16 protein-coding genes and 1 pseudogene are annotated in these 17,180 nt (G+C 66.7%); 8 read left to right on the top strand and 9 right to left on the bottom strand.

All coding sequences use genetic code 11. The features are described 5' to 3' along the window. Nucleotides 1–28: 28 nt before the first annotated feature. The 6 genes from ACIGJE_RS28195 to ACIGJE_RS28170 all read left to right on the top strand — a co-directional run bounded on the left by ACIGJE_RS28195 (nucleotide 29) and on the right by ACIGJE_RS28170 (nucleotide 6,121). Nucleotides 29–1,264 carry an ABC transporter substrate-binding protein gene (locus ACIGJE_RS28195; RefSeq protein WP_311944306.1) on the top strand — a complete coding sequence of 412 codons (1,236 nt, stop codon included), beginning with the start codon at nucleotides 29–31 and terminating at the stop codon, nucleotides 1,262–1,264. 67 nt (nucleotides 1,265–1,331) lie between these two features. Beyond that, a complete protein-coding gene (locus ACIGJE_RS28190; RefSeq protein WP_415086848.1) occupies nucleotides 1,332–2,426 on the top strand; it encodes an ABC transporter ATP-binding protein in 1,095 nt (364 codons plus the stop codon). 55 nt (nucleotides 2,427–2,481) lie between these two features. Further along, nucleotides 2,482–3,363, top strand: coding sequence for a polysaccharide deacetylase family protein (locus tag ACIGJE_RS28185; protein ID WP_311944303.1), 882 nt, complete (start codon nucleotides 2,482–2,484; stop codon nucleotides 3,361–3,363). A gap of 77 nt (nucleotides 3,364–3,440) precedes the next feature. Then, entirely contained in the window at nucleotides 3,441–3,773 is a 333-nt protein-coding gene (locus ACIGJE_RS28180) for a hypothetical protein (RefSeq protein ID WP_415086850.1), read from the top strand. Next, complete coding sequence (locus ACIGJE_RS28175) at nucleotides 3,763–4,848, top strand: CobW family GTP-binding protein (RefSeq protein WP_415086852.1); 1,086 nt, start codon at nucleotides 3,763–3,765, stop codon at nucleotides 4,846–4,848. Before ACIGJE_RS28180 ends, ACIGJE_RS28175 begins: the two co-directional genes overlap by 11 nt. A 49-nt stretch (nucleotides 4,849–4,897) precedes the next feature. After that, on the top strand, nucleotides 4,898–6,121 hold the full coding sequence (locus ACIGJE_RS28170) for an ABC transporter substrate-binding protein (protein ID WP_311944298.1): 1,224 nt from the start codon (nucleotides 4,898–4,900) through the stop codon (nucleotides 6,119–6,121). A 153-nt stretch (nucleotides 6,122–6,274) separates the two neighbouring features. Here the strand turns inward: ACIGJE_RS28170 and ACIGJE_RS28165 are convergent, their stop codons facing one another. From ACIGJE_RS28165 to ACIGJE_RS28155, 3 genes and pseudogenes are all read right to left on the bottom strand, one after another. Further along, complete coding sequence (locus ACIGJE_RS28165) at nucleotides 6,275–6,802, bottom strand: Ros/MucR family transcriptional regulator (protein ID WP_376717780.1); 528 nt, start codon at nucleotides 6,800–6,802, stop codon at nucleotides 6,275–6,277. A 482-nt stretch (nucleotides 6,803–7,284) separates the two neighbouring features. Next, nucleotides 7,285–8,325 (bottom strand): annotated as a pseudogene (gene tig / locus ACIGJE_RS28160) (trigger factor); the annotation flags it as partial. A 2,246-nt stretch (nucleotides 8,326–10,571) separates the two neighbouring features. Next, complete coding sequence (locus ACIGJE_RS28155) at nucleotides 10,572–11,492, bottom strand: hypothetical protein (RefSeq protein WP_483681037.1); 921 nt, start codon at nucleotides 11,490–11,492, stop codon at nucleotides 10,572–10,574. Nucleotides 11,493–11,659: 167 nt separating this feature from the next. Here ACIGJE_RS28155 and ACIGJE_RS28150 point away from each other — a divergent pair, with 167 nt between their 5' ends. Then, nucleotides 11,660–12,022 (top strand): hypothetical protein, encoded by a 363-nt coding sequence (locus tag ACIGJE_RS28150; protein ID WP_483681035.1) that lies wholly within the window; start codon nucleotides 11,660–11,662, stop codon nucleotides 12,020–12,022. Between the two features lie 57 nt (nucleotides 12,023–12,079). Here ACIGJE_RS28150 and ACIGJE_RS28145 read toward each other — a convergent pair whose 3' ends face one another. The 5 genes from ACIGJE_RS28145 to ACIGJE_RS28125 form a co-directional block, all read right to left on the bottom strand. Continuing rightward, entirely contained in the window at nucleotides 12,080–12,622 is a 543-nt protein-coding gene (locus ACIGJE_RS28145) for a hypothetical protein (protein ID WP_483681033.1), read from the bottom strand. A gap of 123 nt (nucleotides 12,623–12,745) precedes the next feature. After that, nucleotides 12,746–13,351: a hypothetical protein gene (locus ACIGJE_RS28140; RefSeq protein WP_483681032.1), complete on the bottom strand. Its 606-nt coding sequence runs from the start codon at nucleotides 13,349–13,351 to the stop codon at nucleotides 12,746–12,748. 435 nt (nucleotides 13,352–13,786) lie between these two features. Continuing rightward, nucleotides 13,787–14,149, bottom strand: coding sequence for a hypothetical protein (locus tag ACIGJE_RS28135; RefSeq protein WP_483681030.1), 363 nt, complete (start codon nucleotides 14,147–14,149; stop codon nucleotides 13,787–13,789). Between the two features lie 722 nt (nucleotides 14,150–14,871). After that, entirely contained in the window at nucleotides 14,872–15,210 is a 339-nt protein-coding gene (locus ACIGJE_RS28130; protein WP_483681028.1) for a hypothetical protein, read from the bottom strand. Between the two features lie 507 nt (nucleotides 15,211–15,717). Continuing rightward, nucleotides 15,718–16,071 carry a hypothetical protein gene (locus tag ACIGJE_RS28125; RefSeq protein ID WP_483681026.1) on the bottom strand — a complete coding sequence of 118 codons (354 nt, stop codon included), beginning with the start codon at nucleotides 16,069–16,071 and terminating at the stop codon, nucleotides 15,718–15,720. A 112-nt stretch (nucleotides 16,072–16,183) separates the two neighbouring features. Here ACIGJE_RS28125 and ACIGJE_RS28120 point away from each other — a divergent pair, with 112 nt between their 5' ends. Next, a complete protein-coding gene (locus ACIGJE_RS28120) occupies nucleotides 16,184–16,429 on the top strand; it encodes a hypothetical protein (RefSeq protein ID WP_483681025.1) in 246 nt (81 codons plus the stop codon). A 417-nt stretch (nucleotides 16,430–16,846) separates the two neighbouring features. Here the strand turns inward: ACIGJE_RS28120 and ACIGJE_RS28115 are convergent, their stop codons facing one another. Then, nucleotides 16,847–17,164, bottom strand: a complete 318-nt coding sequence (locus ACIGJE_RS28115) for a hypothetical protein (protein ID WP_483681023.1) — start codon at nucleotides 17,162–17,164, stop codon at nucleotides 16,847–16,849. Nucleotides 17,165–17,180: the final 16 nt, after the last annotated feature.

Genomic DNA, 17,180 nt, shown 5'->3' with positions numbered 1-17,180 from the left:
CAAATGAACCAGAACCGGAGAAGGAACGATGTCTGACCGAAGCGAGATGACGCGCCGCTCTATACTGAAGCGATCCGCGGGAATGATGGCCCTGGCACTGGGCGGCGGCACGCCGTTCCTCTCCTCCCGGGCGGCCTGGGCACAAGGGACCGGCCTGGCGAGCGAGAGCCTGCGCACGATCGGCCTGTCCGTCACGGTGCAGGAACGCATCCTGGCCGAATTCAAGGCCGCCTCCGGCGTCGGCACGACCTCGGGCACGGCGGCAACCTTCCCCGATGCCCAGACCAAGATCCTGTCGGGCTCGAAGGACTATGATTGCTGGGAGGTTATTGCCGAACGCCTGCCGTCGGTGGTGATGACCAACAATGTCGCGCCGATCGCCGCCTCCTCGCTGAAGAATTGGGCCAATATCCGCGATACCTTCACCAAGCCGAGCGACAAATGGGATCCCAAGGCCCAGATCACCGGCCAGATCTGGCAGGACGATGCCCACAGCCAGCTGTGGATGGTGCCGGCCGTCTATAATTACGACTCCATCGGCTACAATCCGGACGTCCTGTCGGATGAGGAGGCCAACACCTGGGCGGCCATCTTCGATCCCAAATGGAAGGGCAAGTCCGGCCTCAACACCGATCCGCTGATCGCCTTCGGACAGGCCGTGATGGCCATGAACTCGCTCGGCCTGTCAGCGGTCAAGAACCCCGGCAATCCCTCGGAAGCCGAGATCGACGAGGCTGCGAAATTCCTGGTTTCCAAAAAGAAGGAAGGCCAGTTCCGCGCGCTCTGGGGCGATTTCGGCGAGCTCGTCAATCTCCTCGCTTCCGGCGAAATGGTGGTGTGCGACGCCTGGCAGCCGGCCGTGATGGCGGTCAAGGCCCAGGGCAAGGCCTGCAGATATGCCCGCCCGAAGGAAGGCTACCGCGCCTGGGCGATCGGCCCCTCGCTCATCGCCGGCTCCGCCAACAAGGAAGCCGTGGCCGCCTACGCCGACTACTGGCTTTCGGGCAAGCCCGGCATCACCGTTTCGGAACAGGGCTATTACTCGCCGACGACCAACATCAAAAGCGAGATGGCACCGGAGAAATACGCCTTCTGGTACGAGGGCAAGCCCTGGGTCGGCGCTGCCGAGCGTGGCATCAAGGAAGGCGACCTGCGCGATGGCGGCAGCCTGGCGGAACGGGCCGCCAACGTCGCCTATTGGCACCAGTGGCCGGATGCCTACGACCACCTCATTCAGAAATGGGACGAGTTCCTGAACGCCTGATCACGATCCGGGCGAAAGGCACCGCTTTTCGCCCGTGTCCCTAGCCCCTACCGCGGAGTTTGACGCGATGGTCCATGATCTCGAACTCATCAAGGTCGGCAAGGTCTATGACAACGGCACGCCCGCCGTTGCCGGTTTCGACCTCGCCGTGGCCAAGGGAGAATTCATCGCCTTCCTGGGGCCTTCCGGCTGCGGCAAGACGACGACCCTGCGCATGATCGCCGGCTTCGAATCCATCTCTTCCGGCGACATGCTGATCAAGGGAACGCGCATCAACGACGTGCCGCCCGAACGGCGCCCGACCTCGATGATCTTTCAGAACTACGCGCTCTTCCCCCATATGACCGTGCGCCGCAATGTCGGCTACGGCCTCGAGGTCAAGGGACTGGCGAAAGCCGAGCGCGACGCGAAGGTCGATCGCATCCTGGCCACGCTCGGCCTCGAGGATGTCGCCGACAAGCGCCCCGACAAGCTCTCCGGCGGCCAGCGCCAGCGTATCGCCTTGGCGCGCGGCCTCGTCGTCGAGCCTGACATCCTCCTGCTGGACGAACCGCTGGGGGCGCTCGATGCCAATCTGCGCAAGGCGATCCAGAACGAATTGAAGCTGCTGCAGAAAAGGCTCGGCGTTACCTTCGTGTTCGTGACGCACGCCCAGTCCGAGGCCCTCGCCCTGTCCGATCGTATCGTGGTGATGAACCAGGGGCGCGTCGAGCAGATTAGCCCGCCGCACCAGCTCTACACCCGGCCGAACACGCCTTTCGTGGCGCAGTTCATCGGCCGCAACACCATTCTCGACGGTGCCGTCGGCGGTGTCGAGGACGGGCGCGTGGTGGTCGATACCCCGCTCGGCATCCTGCGCGGCACGGCGAACGGCACCCTGGCCAATGGCAGTGCCGCCAAGATCGTGGTCCCGGCCGAAGCCATAGAAGTCCGCTCGGCCTCGGACGGGCGCGCAACCGAGATGGCCAATGCCGTTGCGGCAACAGTCCGGCGCCTCGATGTCGTCGGGCATATCTCGCACCTGTCCGTCGAGCTTCCGGGAGGCCGGGCGGTCTCGCTGGAGGCGCATGTCGAGAAATACCCGCCGGGCCTCTTCACCCCGGGGGGTGAGGTCGTGCTGGCCTGGAATGCCGCCGAGGCCACGGTCATTCCAGCCGCCTGACAGATCGTTCTTTCAAAAAGCATCAATTTCAACATGAAATGAGGAGACCTCACCCATGGCAAAGGAAATACTCTGCGGCTTCGGCGTCGACGTCGATGCGGTCGCCGGCTGGCTCGGTTCCTATGGCGGCGAGGATTCGCCGGACGACATCTCGCGCGGCCTGTTCGCCGGCGAGGTCGGTTCCCCCCGTCTGGTCAAGCTGTTCGAACGCTTCGGCATCAAGACGACCTGGTTCATCCCAGGCCATTCGATCGAGACCTTCCCCGAGCAGATGCAGGCTGTCGCCGACGCCGGCCACGAGATCGGCATCCACGGCTATACCCATGAAAACCCGATTGCGATGACGCGCGAGCAGGAGATCGAGATCCTCGACAAATGCATCGATCTCGTCACCAAGCTCTCGGGCAAGCGCCCCACCGGCTATGTCGCACCATGGTGGGAATTCTCCAACGTCACCAATGAGTTGCTGCTCGAGCGCGGCATCAAATACGATCATTCGCTGATGCATAACGACTTCACACCCTATTACGTGCGTGTCGGCGATTCCTGGACGAAGATCGACTATTCCGGCAAGCCGAAGGACTGGATGGTGCCGCTGAAGCGGGGGCATGAGACCGACCTCATCGAGATCCCCGCTTCCTGGTATCTCGACGACCTGCCGCCGATGATGTTCATCAAGAAGGCGCCCAACAGCCACGGCTTCGTCAATCCGCACGATATCGAGCAGCTCTGGCGCGACCAGTTCGACTGGGTCTATCGCGAGATGGATTATGCCGTCTTCCCGATCACCATCCATCCCGACGTCTCGGGCCGCCCGCAGGTCCTGATGATGCTGGAGCGCCTCTATGCGCATATGGCCAAGCACCCGGGCGTGAAGTTCGTCACCATGAACGAAATGGCCGACGATTTCGCCAAGCGCTTCCCACGCAAGAAGTGACGGAAGAGGCCGGGCCCCCTATCCTGGGCCCGGCCATCACCATCGCCGGAAAAGGCGCCGCAACGGGGAAGATCTGCATGTGTTCGCTCTGCGGCATTCTGGGTGGCAATGAGCACTGGGCCGATGCGGTGGCCCGGCCGGGCGTCTTCACGCGCAATGGCGACAGGATCGACCGCCGCCGCGAGCGCGCGAACCGCGTGCGCATCGCCTGCCAGGTCCTGGAACCCTTCGGCATGACCCTCTCCGACTGGCAGGGCGCTTCCTTCCTCTTGTCGACCAAGACCGGCAAGACCGAGATCATCGACGATCTCGGCCATCTGTGGCCGGCGGCCGAAAGGCTGGCCCGGCGCGCCTGCGATCCGCTCTCCCTGCCGGTGATCGAGGCGATGGAGAAGCACCATGGCCGATGACACCCCGGCCTTCACCCCGGTCCACCTGCTCACCGGCTTCCTCGGTTCGGGCAAGACGACCTTGCTCCGGCGGCTGCTGTCGGACCCGGCCATGGCCCGCACGGCCGTGCTGATCAACGAATTCGGCGAGATCGGGCTCGACCACCATCTGCTCGAAGCCATCGACGAGACCATGGTGCTGCTGCCCTCGGGATGCCTGTGCTGCACGATCCGCGGCGAGTTGGCCCAGGCGATCCGCGACATCCATGCCAGGCGAGAGCGCGGCGACATTCCGCCCTTCGATCGGCTGGTGATCGAGAGCACCGGCCTGGCCGACCCTTTCCCGATCCTCTCGACCATCAAGGCCGACCCCGTTTTGCGGCATCATTTCCGGCCGGGCACGGTGATTGCGACGGTGGATGCGGTGAACGGCCGGTTCCAGCTCGAGAACCACGTCGAGTCGACGCGCCAGACCGCGATCGCCGATCGGCTCGTGCTGACCAAGACCGATATCGCCGACGAGGTGACGGTCGCCCGGCTCCTCGACCGGCTGGCGCGCTTCAATCCGGATGCACCGATCCTGCGAGCCGCCGATGGCGATTTCGATGCCGCCTCGCTCTTCGGCCAGGACGGTTCGGCTGCCGCCGGCCGGCCGGAGCGCTCGACCCGCGCCTGGTTCCGCCAGACCTTCCAAAGCGACGACCCCCTCGCCCCCCAGACGGCCGGCCAGCCCGGGCATGAGCACGGGCCGGGCGATCGCACGCGCCATGGCGAGCGCATCCGTTCCTTCGTGGTCACGGTCGACGAACCGCTCGACTGGACGGCCTTCGGCATCTGGCTGACCATGCTGCTCAACCGGCATGGCGATCACATCCTGCGGGTGAAGGGCATGCTCAACCTGGCTGGCGAGAGTGCCCCGGTAGCAATCCATGGCGTGCAGCATCTGGTGCACACACCCGTGCACATGCAGGCTTGGCCCGATGGCGACCGGCGCTCGCGCATCGTTTTCATCGTGGATGACCTCGATTCCAGCTTGATCCGACGCTCCCTGGCAGCCTTCAACAGATTGGCGGCTCCCGTGTCGCAGCAATCATGATCAAGCGATTTCGAATGTCATTGCCTCCACACCGCCGTTCGAGCTCTCCATGACCGGAGACGCGTTGGAAGTACGCCCCTCGACCCCCGCCTTGCACCTTGCGGAACGACCGACCCTGCGCGTGCTGGGAACCGAGATTTCGCATCTGGAGGGACTGCGCCTCAGGGCCGAAGCGGATCTGGGCATCAATGTCGTCTTCGATACCCAGGACTTCATCACCGCCCAGCACAAGGCGGCGGCGGAACCCGGCAGCTATGACGTCTACGACCAGTGTTTCCACAACCTCGATATCGTCTGGTACTGGCGCGCCATCCAGCCCATCGATCTCACGCGCATCCGGCTCTGGAACGAAATCACCGACCTGACCAAGACGGGGCGACTCGATCCGGGCGCTCGCATCGGCTTCGGCGATGCGCCCGTGACCAAGCTCTTCGTCCAGCCCAACCGCGCCTTGGGCCCGACGCCCTCGCGCTGGCTCTCGATGCTGCCGACCACGCATAATTTCGATTCCTTCGCTTTCCGGCCCGATCTCGCCAATGGCGATGCCGAGCAGATCGTCTCCTGGGGCGCCCTGCTCGACGAGCATTGGCATGGCAAGGCGGCCCTGGTCGACGAACCGGCGATCGGGGTGTTCGACGCGGCTCTCGCCGCCCAGTCGCTGGGATTGATGAGCTTCGAGGACATCGGCAACATGTCGACCGAGGAGATCGACACCCTGCTGGGCATCCTGATCGAACGGCGCCGAAGCGGATTTTTCGCCGGCTTCTGGAAGACCGCGGCGGAGGCGGCCAGCCTGATGCGCAATGGCGGCGTCGTCATCCAGAGCATGTGGTCGCCCGGCATCACCGCCCTGCGCCATTGCAACGTACCCGTGATGGAGGCCGTGCCCCGCGAAGGCTATCGAGCCTGGCATGGCGGCCTGTGCCTTTCGAGCAACCTGTCGGGACGCATGCTCGACATCGCCTATGACTATCTGAACTGGTGGCTGTCGGGCTGGCCGGGCGCAATGATGGCCCGCCAGGGCTATTACATGTCGATCCCCGCCCGGGTTCGGGACCATTTGACGCCGGACGAATGGTCCTATTGGTATGAAGGCCTGCCGACGCAGGCCGACCTGCCCGGCCCGGACGGCACCATCACCATCAAGGCCGGATCCGTGCGCGATGGCGGATCCTACCGGCAGCGCGCCAACTCGATCGCCGTCTGGAACACCACGATGGACGAGCACAATTACCTGGTGCGGCGGTGGTCACGACTGGTGGCGACCACCTGAAGCGTTTGCGATTCGATATCATCGGGAATTGCAAAGACGCATCGAAGCAAAAATTTGGAGTAAAGGTGCGGTTTGGGGCAATCACCCTTTTCTCCAGCTGTTTGATTATGGATCTCGATGGGCATTATTTTACCCAATGCGAGCGATACTCGCCTACGACACCTTTGTCCTTTTGCCCTTGCTCGGAGCGCGAGGGGTTACTGATATGACCTCTGCCTCCTGGCGCCGTTGGCCGAGACCAAACTCCCTGGCCAGGCGAGAGCGTTGGGCCGAATAGTTCGGCGCAACCATCGGGTAATCTGCCGACAGCCCCCACTTCTCGCGATATTGGTCCGGCGTCATATCATACGCCGTTCGCAAATGCCGGGTGAGCGACTTGAATTTGAGGCCATCTTCCAGGCAGATCACGTAATCGGGCGTGACGGATCTCCGGATCGGAACCGCCGGCGTTGGTGGTTTATCCGCCTCAACCGGCTTGGGATCGTTCAAGCCGGTAAGGCTTCCATGCACCGAACTGATCAGATCTGCCAGGGAAGCGGTGGCGACCTGGTTATTGGCGACATAAGCGGAGACGATGTCGGCGGTCAGGTCGAGTAAACTTGTGTCATCCTCGAGCATGTTCAGTCTTTCTTTTTGTGTTGATGTCGAAATGATTGACGTTTTTCTTAATTTGCGCAGCATTGTGGACCCTATCGCCGCACCGTCTCAGATTTTCAGGCAATTGCACGCTAGTGTAAAGCTCATATTCAAAGATAATAATGATTTTCGGCAACACTATTTAGAACCTTTTTGGATTTCTCCTCGATCGACCGCCTTCTCCGCATCATTCAGGATAACTATCGACGACCGAGAGGCCGTCGATTTACATCTTCCTGTTCCCGTCCATCGATAGCCCTAAGGCAGGACAAGCTGCGGCCTTCCCCGGCCAGAGTTCGTATTCGGTAACGGTCCGGCCACGCCGCGAATTCCAGAATGAAGATCTCACCCAGGAGCGCGGCGCCACGCCATTGACCACGATGGACGCTAGCGTCGATGCCGACACGCAAACAACGGGGCCTTTCGACGTTCGAATTCGACGCCCGACCGGCACACTCTTGCAGACAAGGAAGGCCGCCGGGGGCGGCCTTCGCAATAGTCGCACAGCCGCATTACCTGGCCTTCGTTTTCACGGTCGCCTTTGTGGCTGGCTTCGGCGCAACGTTGGCGTTGGCCGTCGCATCGATTGCCATCAGCTCTTTCTTGCTCACTTTCTTCTCGGTGAGAGAAACCTGGCCGAGCAGATAGTCTACGACTTTGTCCTCGAACATTTGCGCACGCAACGCATTCAACACCTGTGGCTTGGAGCGATAGAGAGCCAGCAGATGCTGTTGCTGATTGGCCGGGTACCGGCCGATCTGCAGGAGCAGTCCACGCTGCAGTTCCTCGTTCGAAACGGAGATGTTCGCCTTCCTTCCGATCTCGACGAGGATCAGGCCGAGGCGCGTGCGCCGCTCTGCCAGTTGCATATATTCGGCACGCGCTTTGTCCTCGGTTAGGCCGAAATCGGCGAAGGTGCGACCCGAGGCCTTGAGATTACGGTTGACCTGTGCCCAGTTGTTGTTGAACTCGGCCTCCACCAACTTCGAGGGCACCTGGAATTGATAGGAAGCCTCGAGTTGCTCAACCAGTTGCCGCTTCTCCTTCTGTCGCGTCAGCGAGCCGAACTGGTTCTCGATCTGGCCACGTACGACAGTCCGCAAGCGCGCCAGTGAATCCACCCCGAAGCGCTTCGCAGTCTCGTCATTGAGCAGCGCCTCGCCGGGTTTGGCCACTTCCTTGACCGTGACGTTGAAGGTCGCTTGCTTGCCTGCCAGATACGGGACCTGGTAGTTCTTCGGGAACGTCACATTGACCTGCTTCTCATCCCCTGCCTTCGTACCAATCAACTGGTCGTCGAAGCCCGGGATGGAATTCTTGGCGCCGAGCACCAGTAGACGGTTGGTGCCGGTGTCGTTGGGAATGACCTCGCTGACATTGCCAGCGTAATCAATGGTGATGCGATCGCCCTCGGCGGCCTTGCCGTTCTTCGGCTTGTAGGAGCGCGCCGCTTCGGCGACCCGCTTGAGCCGTTCATCAACATCGGACTCCGAGACATCATAGACCGGCCGTATTACCTTGATACTGGCGAGGTCCTTGATTTCGATTGCGGGCACCGCCTCGGCGTTCGGTCCGCGAACATTGGCGCCATTGGTGCCGGCACTGCGGTTCGTGGCACCGCCCGTCGCGGTATTGGCTGTGGAAGCGAACATGCCAGTGACATCCTTGTTGTTGGTGTTAGCAACATTGCAGACCAGGCCTGCAACCACACCGTTCGATCCGGTGCTATCGCCGCTCGCCGCCTGGCCAGCAGCAACGCCGACCGAACTGCCGGTCAGATAGGCAAGCCTGCCGGTTGAACCGGCGTTACCGTCGGTCCCGTTGAAGGCACGGCCGATTGCATTGCCTACCGTGTTGGAGGACAGGCCGTTCAAGCCGGTTCCGGTGCCGCCGGCCACTCCGCTGAGAGCGCCGCCGGCCGGATTGTCGGCGATACCAACGCGCTGGCTGCCAAGCTCGGCGCCATTGCTGGCGCCAGTTGCGTTGAGGCCATAGTTGGCAGGATCGCCGACCCCATTGGCAGGCGCGCCAGTCATTCCGGCATTGCCGCGACCGTCGATGCCGTTGAAAGCATCGCCGACCGGATTGCCGGCCATGATGGTGGCCTGGCTGTTCGAACCGGTACCGTTGTCAGCGGTTACGCCGGAAGGTGCCTTGCGGGCTGGATTGCCGATCGCGTTGGCAGGCGCACCAGCCTTTCCGGCATTGCCGCGACCGTCGATGCCGTTGAAAGCATCGCCGACCGGATTGCCGGCCATGATGGTGGCCCGGCCGTTCGAGCCGGTACCATTGCCAGCGGTTAGGCCAATGGGTGCCTTGCCGGATGGATTGCCGGCCGTGTCGGCAGGCACGCCAGCCGTTCCAGCATTGCCGCGACCGTCGACACCGTTGAGAGCATCGCCGACCGGATTGCCGGCCATGACGGTGGTCTGGCCGTTCGAGCCGGTACCATTGCCAGCGGTTAGGCCAATGGGTGCCTTGCGGCCTGGATTGCCGGCCGTGTTGGCAGGCGCGCCGGCCGTTCCAGCGCTACCGCTTTCGATCGTGCTGGGAGAGTCACCAGAATCACCAGCCCGGCTACCCGTCAGATAGGCGAGGAGGCGGCTGAACCGGCTGCTGCCGCCAGTCTCGTTGGCAGCTTCGCGAGCCTGGTTGCCAGCCGCGCCCGCAGGCGTGCCAGCCGTTCCGGGGTTGCCGCTACCGTCGATGCCGTCGGGAGTCCCGTCGGCCGGGTTGCCAGCCATGGTGGTGGGCTGGCCGTTCGAACCGGCGCGGTTGCCGCCGGCCGTTCCGTTGAGCGTATTGCCAGCCGGATTGCCGGCCGTGTTAGGCGCGCCAGTCGATCCGGCATTGCCGCTGTCGATTCCACTGGGGGATCCATCGACCGGTTTGTCGGCGGCGGGCTGGCCGTTCGGACTGGTGCCGTTGCCAGCGGTTGTGCCAACGGGAGTCTTGCCGGCCGGATCGCCGTCTGTGGGCAGGTCACGCGACGGCGTGTTACCATCAGCGGCTGCGTCGGGAGAGTCACCAGCCCGATCGCCGGACAGGTAGGCAAGAAGGCGGCCAAACCGGCTGCTGCCACCAGTGTTGTTGGCCGTTTCGCCCGCTGGATTGCCAGCCGTATCGGCAGGCGCGTCGGTCGTTCCGGCGTTGCCTGCCGTGGTGACAGGCTGCCCATCCGGACGGTTGCCGCCGATCGCTTCGTTTGAGCCAGCACCGGCTGGATTGCCAGCCGAGCCGACGGGCGTACCGGTCGAGCCAGCGTTGCCACCGCCGTCGATGCCGTTGGGCGCACCGCCGACCGGATTGCCGGCCGTGGTGGCGGGCTGACCGTTCGAACCGGCACGGTTGCCGCCAACCGAGCCGTTGAGGCCAGCGCCGGCTGGATTGCCAGCCGCACCGAGGGGCGTACCGGTCGAGCCAGCGTTGCCACTGCCGTCGATACCGTTGGGCTGGCCATTCGAGCCGATGCCGCCAGCCGATCCGTTGAGACCATCGTCCGCCGGATTGTTGGCCAGATAGGCAAGCTCGCCAGGCAAACCAGTGCTGCCGCCGGTCCCGTTGCCGGCCCCTGGACCACCAACCCCGCCAGAAGACAGGCTGCCCAAGCCGGCGCCACTATTGTCGGCCGCGCCATTGAGAGCGTCGCCAACTGGATTGCCGGCCGTGCCGGCGGTGCCTCTGGCATTGACGCCATCGGGAGCACCGGCGACCGGGTTGCCAGTCACGCCGATGGGCCGGCCATTCGAGCCGAGACCACCAGCCGATCCGTTGGCAGTACCGTCAACCGGATTCCCCGCTCCACCAACGCCGGCTAGCCGTACGGTGCCGTCGCCGCCGGTTGATCGGTTGAGGCCAGTGTCGGCTGGATTGCCGGCGGTGCCTCTGGCATTGACGCCATCGGGATACTGGTGACCGGGTTGCCAGTCACACCGATGGCTGGCCATCGAGCCGAGCCCCCCAGCCGATCCGTTGGGAGTACCGTCAACCGGATCTCCCCCGCTCCACCAGCGCGCTGGCTAGCCGGACCGGTGCTGTTGCCGCCGGTCGATCGGTTGAGGCCAGCGTCGGCTGGATTGCCGGCGGTGCCTCTGGCATTGATGCCATCGGGAGCACCGGTCATCCGGGTCGCCGGCCACGCCCGGTGGGCTGGCCGTTCGGCTGATGCCACCAGCGATCCGTCGAGACGATCGTCCACCGGATTGTTGGCCAGATAGGCAAGATAGGCCAGCTCACTGCTCAGACCGGTGTTGCCGCCAGTCCCGTCGCCGGTCTCGGACCACCAGCCCCGCCCGAGGGCAGGCTGCCCAAACCAGTGCCGTTGTCGCCGGCCGCCCGATCGAGAAGCATCGCCGACCGGATCGCCCGCGGCAACCAGCAGGGCCGCTCGCATTGGTGCCACCGGGACGCCGCCGACCGGGTTGCCCGCGACACCAGTACGCTGGCGACCTGGGCCGGCAGCCTGGCTGCCAGCCATTCCGTCGCGACCATCACCGGCGGGATTGCCCGCGATGCCGCTATCGTTGTTGCCGCCGAGGAGTGCCGACGATCGGGTTGCGGCCGTGCCGGAGGGCCGCCCATTCGAGCCGATGCCGTCAGCCATCTGCTCGAGGCCATTGTCCATCGGATTGTTGGCCAGATAGGCAAGCTCACCAGGCAAAACGGTGCTGCCGCCGGTTGCGTTGCCGGCACCGCCACTTGGACTACCAGCCGCGCCCGAGGGCAGGCTACCCAAGCCAGTACCATTATTGCCGGCTGTCCGTCGAGAAGCATTGCGACCGGACTGCCCGCCGTGCCGGCAGGGCCACTACCATTGACACTGCCGGGAGCGCCGGGCACCGGTTGCCGGCCACGCCGGAGGGCCGCCCATTCGAGCCGATACCTCCGGCCGCTCCATCGGGGGTGCCTGTCAGCCGGATTGCCCGCTGCGCCCTGGACGCCGGCTCCCTGGGCCGGCACTGTGTCGCCACCGGCCGTTCCACTGAGGCCATCGCCGGCCGGATTGCCGAGAGCGTCGCCGGCCGGGTTGCCCGCCACGCCGATGGGCTGGCCATTCGAGCCGACGCCACCGGCCACGCATCGGGAGTGCTGGCAACCCGGATTACCGGCTACGCCAGTGCGCCGGCTCCCTGGGCCGGCGCCGTTGCCGCCAGCCGTTCCACTGAGGCCATCGCCAGCTGGATTGCCGGGAGTGCCCGCGGCGCCGCCACCGTTGTTGCTGCCGGAGCGCCAGCGACCGGGTTGCTCGCCACGCCGATGGGCTGACCACCGAGCCGATGCCGCCAGCCACTCCGTTGGGAGCACTGCCAGCCGGATCGCCCACTACGCCGGCGCGCTGGCCACCAGGGCCGGCGTTACCGCCAGCCGTCGCCAGGCCATCGCCGGCTGGATCGCGGCCGCGCCCGTGGCCCCCACCGTTGTTGCTGCCGGAACGCCAGCAATCGGGTTGGTCGCCACGCCGATGGGCTGGCCATTCGAGCCAGCGCCACCGGCTGCTCCATTGGCAGGTGCTGCCGTTCCGCCGAGGCCATCGCCGGCTGGATCGCCGGGAGTGCCCGCGGCGCCGCCACCGTTGTTGCTGCCGGAGCGCCGCCGATTGGATTGCCGGCTACGCCGATGGGCTGGCCATTCGAGCCGATACCACCAGCCACTCCGTTGGAAGCACCGCCAGCCGGATTGCCCGACTACACCGGCGCGCTGGCCACCTGGGCCGGCGTTACCGCCAGCCGTTCCGAGGCCATCGCCGGCTGTGCCCGCGGCACCGCCACCGTTGTTGCTGCCGGGAGCGCCAGCGACCGGGTTGCTCGCCACGCCGATGGGCTGACCATTCGAGCCGATGCCGCCAGCCGGTCCGTTGGGCAGCACCACCGAACCGGACTACCGGCCAGATAAGCAAGTTCGCCGGCAGACCGGCGAATGCCGCCAGTCCCGTTGCCGGTCTCGGACCACCAGCCCCTGCCTGAGGGCAGGCTGCCCAAGCCAGAGCCGTTATTGCCAGCCGCTCCATTTAATAGCATCGCCAACCGGATCGCCAGCCAGGTTGGCAGGAACGCCAGCCGATCCGGCATTGCCGCTACCGTTGATGCTGTTCGGAGCTCCCTCGACCGGGCTGCCGGCAACGTCGGCAGGCTGGGCGTTCGAACCGTCACTACCAGCCGATCCGCCGGGAGCACCGCCGACAGGATTGCCAGCCGGGTTGGCAGGAACGCCAGCCATCTGGGCGTGCGCTGCAGCTACCGTCGGCGGAGGCGTCACAGTCAGCTCCATTACCGGCTGCGTTGTTGTCGGCGATGTCGCCACCGGAACCGTCGCCGATGTCGCCAACACCCGGCGCCACCACCACCGGCGTTGCCGCCGCCGCCGCGTCGCCACCACCCGCGTTGCCGCCACCGTCGCCGCCACCCGGTCACCGCCGCCCGCTGCGACCGCCGGGTTACCGCCGCCCGCGTCGCCACCGCCGGTGTTACCGCCGCCCGTGTCCGCCGCCGCCGGGGTCACCGCCGCCGGCGTTACCGCCGCCCGGGCTGCCACCGCCGGCGTCACCGCCGCCCGTGTTGCCGCCGCCGGCGTCACCACCACCGGCGTCACCGCCACCTGTCGCCGCTGCCGGCGTCACCGCCACCGTGTTACCGCCGCCGTGTCGCCACCGCCGGGCTACCGCCGCCCCTGTCGCCGCTGCCCGGCGTCGCCGCCGCCGGTGTTACCACCACCGGTGTTACCGCCGCCGGCGTCGCCACCGCCCCGTCGCCACCGCCCGCGTCACCGCCGCCCGTGTTGCCGCCAATGCCAGCGATCGCACCTGTCAGGTCGCCAACTGCGTTACCGAGCGTGCCTGTCAGGTCACCGACTATACCGCCAAGGCCATCTTCACCGCCAAGACCACCGATCGCGCCCGTCAGGCCACCGACAACGCCACCCAGACCCACCGTCGCCGCCGATACCACCAATCGCGCCGGTCAAAGCCACGAACTGCGCCACCAGGGGTGCCGCCAAGGCCACCGTCGCCACCGATGCCGCCGATCGCACCCGTCAGGCCGCCAACGACACCGCCCAGGCCATCATCACCGCCGATTGCGCGAAGTCAAACCGCCGACCACGCCCCCAAGGGGCGCCACCCAAGCCACCATCACCACCGGCGACCAGCCGCCAATCGCACCCGTCAGGCCGCCAACGACGACCGAGGCCACCATCGCCGCCAATCCGGCCCATCGCACCCGTCAGGCTGCGAACGACACCGCCCAGGCCATCATCACCGCCGATTGCGCCAGTCAGCTGCCGACGCAGCGCCACCGCGCCGTCACCACCAATACCGCCGATCCCGCCGATCGTGCTGGTCAGGCCACCGACCACACCACCGAGGGTGCCGCCAAGACCACCATCGCCACCGAACACCGCCGATCGCACCCGTCAGGCCACCAACTGCGCCACCAAGGCCACCGTCGCCACCGATCCCGCCAATTGCGCCGGTCAGACCGCCAACGACACCACCCAGGCCACCGTCGCCACCGATGCTGCCGACACCACCAATCGCGCCGGTCAAGCCGCCGACTGCACCACCAAGGGTGCCGCCAAGACCGCCATCGCCACCGATGCCGCCGATCGCACCCGTCAGGCCGCCGACGACACCACCGAGGCCACCATCACCACCAATCGCGCCGGTCAGGCCGCCGACGACGCCACCCAAGCCACCATCACCACCAATCGCGCTGGTCAGGCCACCGACTGCACCACCGAGGTGCTGCCGAGACCACCGTCGCCGCCAATACCGCCGATACCACCAATCGCGCCGGTCAGGCCACCGACTGCACCACCGAGGCGCTGCGAAGGCCACCGTCGCCACCGATGCCACCGATCGCACCCGTCAGGCGGCCGACGACACCACCAGGCCACCGTCACCACCGATGCCGCCAATTGCGCCGGTCAGACCGCCAACGACGCCGAGGCCACCGTCGCCACCAATGCCGCCAATTGCGCCGGTCAGACCGCCAACGACACCGCCGAGGCCACCGTCGCCGCCAATGCCACCGATACCGCCGATCGCACCCGTCAGGCCGCCGACGACGCCACCCAGGCCACCGTCACCACCAGACCGCCGATACCACCAATCGCACCCGTCAGGCCGCCAACGACGCCACCCAGGCCACCGTCACCGCCAATCCCGCCGACGACCATCTACTGGTCAAGTCACCGACTGCGCCACCAAGGGTGCCGCCAAGGCCACCGTCGCCACCGATGCCACCGATCGCACCCGTCAGGCCGCCGACGACGCCACCCAGGCCACCGTCACCGCCAATACCACCAATACCACCAATTGCGCCGGTCAGGCCGCCGACTGCACCGACGAAGGGGCCCAGCCGGTCAAGGCCACCGTCGCCACCGATGCCACCGATCGCACCCGTCAGGCCGCCGACGACACCCAGGCCACCGTCACCACCAATACCGCCGATACCCACCAATCGCGCCGGTCAGCTGCTGACTGCGCCACCAAGGGTGCCGCCAAGGCCACCGTCGCCACCGATGCCACCGATCTCCACCCGTCAGGCCGCCGACGACGCCACCCAGGCCACCGTCACCGCCAATCCCGCCGAGCGCACCAATCGCACCGGTCAAGCCACCGACTGCGCCACCGAAGGGTGCCGCCAAGGCCACCGTCGCCACCGATGCGCCACCTATCGCACCCGTCAGGCCGCCGACGACGCCACCAAGGGTGCCGCCGAAGACCACCGTCGCCACCGATGCCGCCGATCGCACCCGTCAAGCCGCCAACGACGCCGCCCAGGCCACCGTCGCCGCCAATACCGCCGATACGAATCGCGCCGGTCAGGCCACCGACTGCACCGACCGAGGTGCCGCCAGCTACCGTCGCCACCGATGCCGCCAATGGCGCCGGGTCAGACCGCCAACGACACCGCCGAGGCCACCGTCGCCGCCAACGCCACCGATACCGCCGATCGCACCCGTCAGGCCGCCGACGACGCCACCAAGGCCACCGTCGCCGCCTCGACACCGGCGACGCCACCAATCGCGCCGGTCAGGCCGCCGACTGCACCACCAAGGGCGCCACCCAGACCACCGTCGCCACCCATGCCGCCGATCGCACCCGTCAGGCCGCCGACTGCACCACCAGGGTGCCGCCAACACCACCATCGCCGCCGATCCCGCCAATCGGCGCCGGTCAGACCGCCAACGACACCGCCGAGGCCATCATCACTGCTGATGCCGCCGACACCACCAATCGCACCGGTCAAGCCACCGACTGCGCCACCAAGGGTGCCGCCGAAGGCCACCGTCACCACCGATGCCACCCATCGCACCCGTCAGGCCGCCGACCGCGCCCACCGAGGGGTGCCACCAAGGCCACCGTCACCACCAGTACCGCCGATACCACCAACCGCGCCGGTCAGACCACCAACCACACCACCAAGGGTGCCGCCAGCATGCCATCGCCACCATGCCGCCGATCGCACCCGTCAGGCCACCAACTGCGCCACCGAGGGTACCGCCCAGGCCACCCTCGCCGCCAATGCCGCCAACGCCACCAATCGCACCGGTCAAAAACCTGCCGACTGCACCACCAAGGGTGCCACCCAGACCACCCTCGCCGCCAATGCCGCCGACAGCGCCAATCGCGCCGGTCAGACCGCCGACCGCGCCCACCGATCCCGCCCGTGAGGCCGCCGACCGCACCGCCGAGCGCGCCGCCCAGGCCGCCCTCGCCACCAATGCCACCGATACCGCCAATCGCGCCGGTCAGGCCGCCGACCGCGCCCACCGATCCCGCCCGTGAGGCCGCCGACCGCCGCCGAGCGCGCCCGCCAGGCCGCCCTCGCCACCAATGCCACCGACACCCGCCGGTATCGCGCCGGTCAGACCGCCGACCGCGCCCACCGATCCCGCCCGTGAGGCCACCAACTGCGCCACCGAGCGCGCCGCCCAGGCCGCCCTCGCCACCAATGCCGCCGATACCGCCGAATCGCGCCGGTCAGACCGCCGACCGTGCCACCCATCTCGCCCAGGCCACCGACCGCACCACCGAAGCGCGCCGCCCAGGCTGCCGACCAATGCCACCGATACCGCCAATCGCGCCGGTCAGGCCGCCGACCGGCGCCCACCGATCCCGCCCGTGAGGCCACCGACCGCACCGCCGAGCGTGCCGCCCAGGCCGCCCTCGCCACCGATACCGCCAATCGCGCCGGTCAGACCGCCGACCCGCGCCACCGATCCTGCCGCGAGGCCACCGACCGCACCGCCGAGCGGCGCCCGCCGAGGGCCGCCTCGCCGCCAATGCCACCCGATACCGCCAATCGCGCCGGTCAGACCGCCGACCGCGCCACCGATCCCGCCCGTGAGGTCCACCGACCGCACCGCCGAGCGTGCCGCCGAGGCCGCCCTCGCCACCAATGCCACCGATACCGCCGAATCG

Source organism: Labrys sp. E2SS-1L, from assembly GCF_057073705.1.
Note: the sequence above shows the minus strand (reverse complement) of the source record. Positions and strands in the feature narration are given on the sequence as shown.

Excerpts from the sequence above, each read along its gene's own strand:
- ACIGJE_RS28195 (WP_311944306.1), top strand. The coding sequence starts at position 29 with ATGTCTGACCGAAGCGAGATGACGCGCCGCTCTATACTGAAGCGATCC.
- ACIGJE_RS28190 (WP_415086848.1), top strand. The coding sequence starts at position 1,332 with ATGGTCCATGATCTCGAACTCATCAAGGTCGGCAAGGTCTATGACAAC.
- ACIGJE_RS28185 (WP_311944303.1), top strand. The coding sequence starts at position 2,482 with ATGGCAAAGGAAATACTCTGCGGCTTCGGCGTCGACGTCGATGCGGTC.
- ACIGJE_RS28180 (WP_415086850.1), top strand. The coding sequence starts at position 3,441 with ATGTGTTCGCTCTGCGGCATTCTGGGTGGCAATGAGCACTGGGCCGAT.
- ACIGJE_RS28175 (WP_415086852.1), top strand. The coding sequence starts at position 3,763 with ATGGCCGATGACACCCCGGCCTTCACCCCGGTCCACCTGCTCACCGGC.
- ACIGJE_RS28170 (WP_311944298.1), top strand. The coding sequence starts at position 4,898 with ATGACCGGAGACGCGTTGGAAGTACGCCCCTCGACCCCCGCCTTGCAC.
- ACIGJE_RS28165 (WP_376717780.1), bottom strand. The coding sequence starts at position 6,802 with ATGCTGCGCAAATTAAGAAAAACGTCAATCATTTCGACATCAACACAA.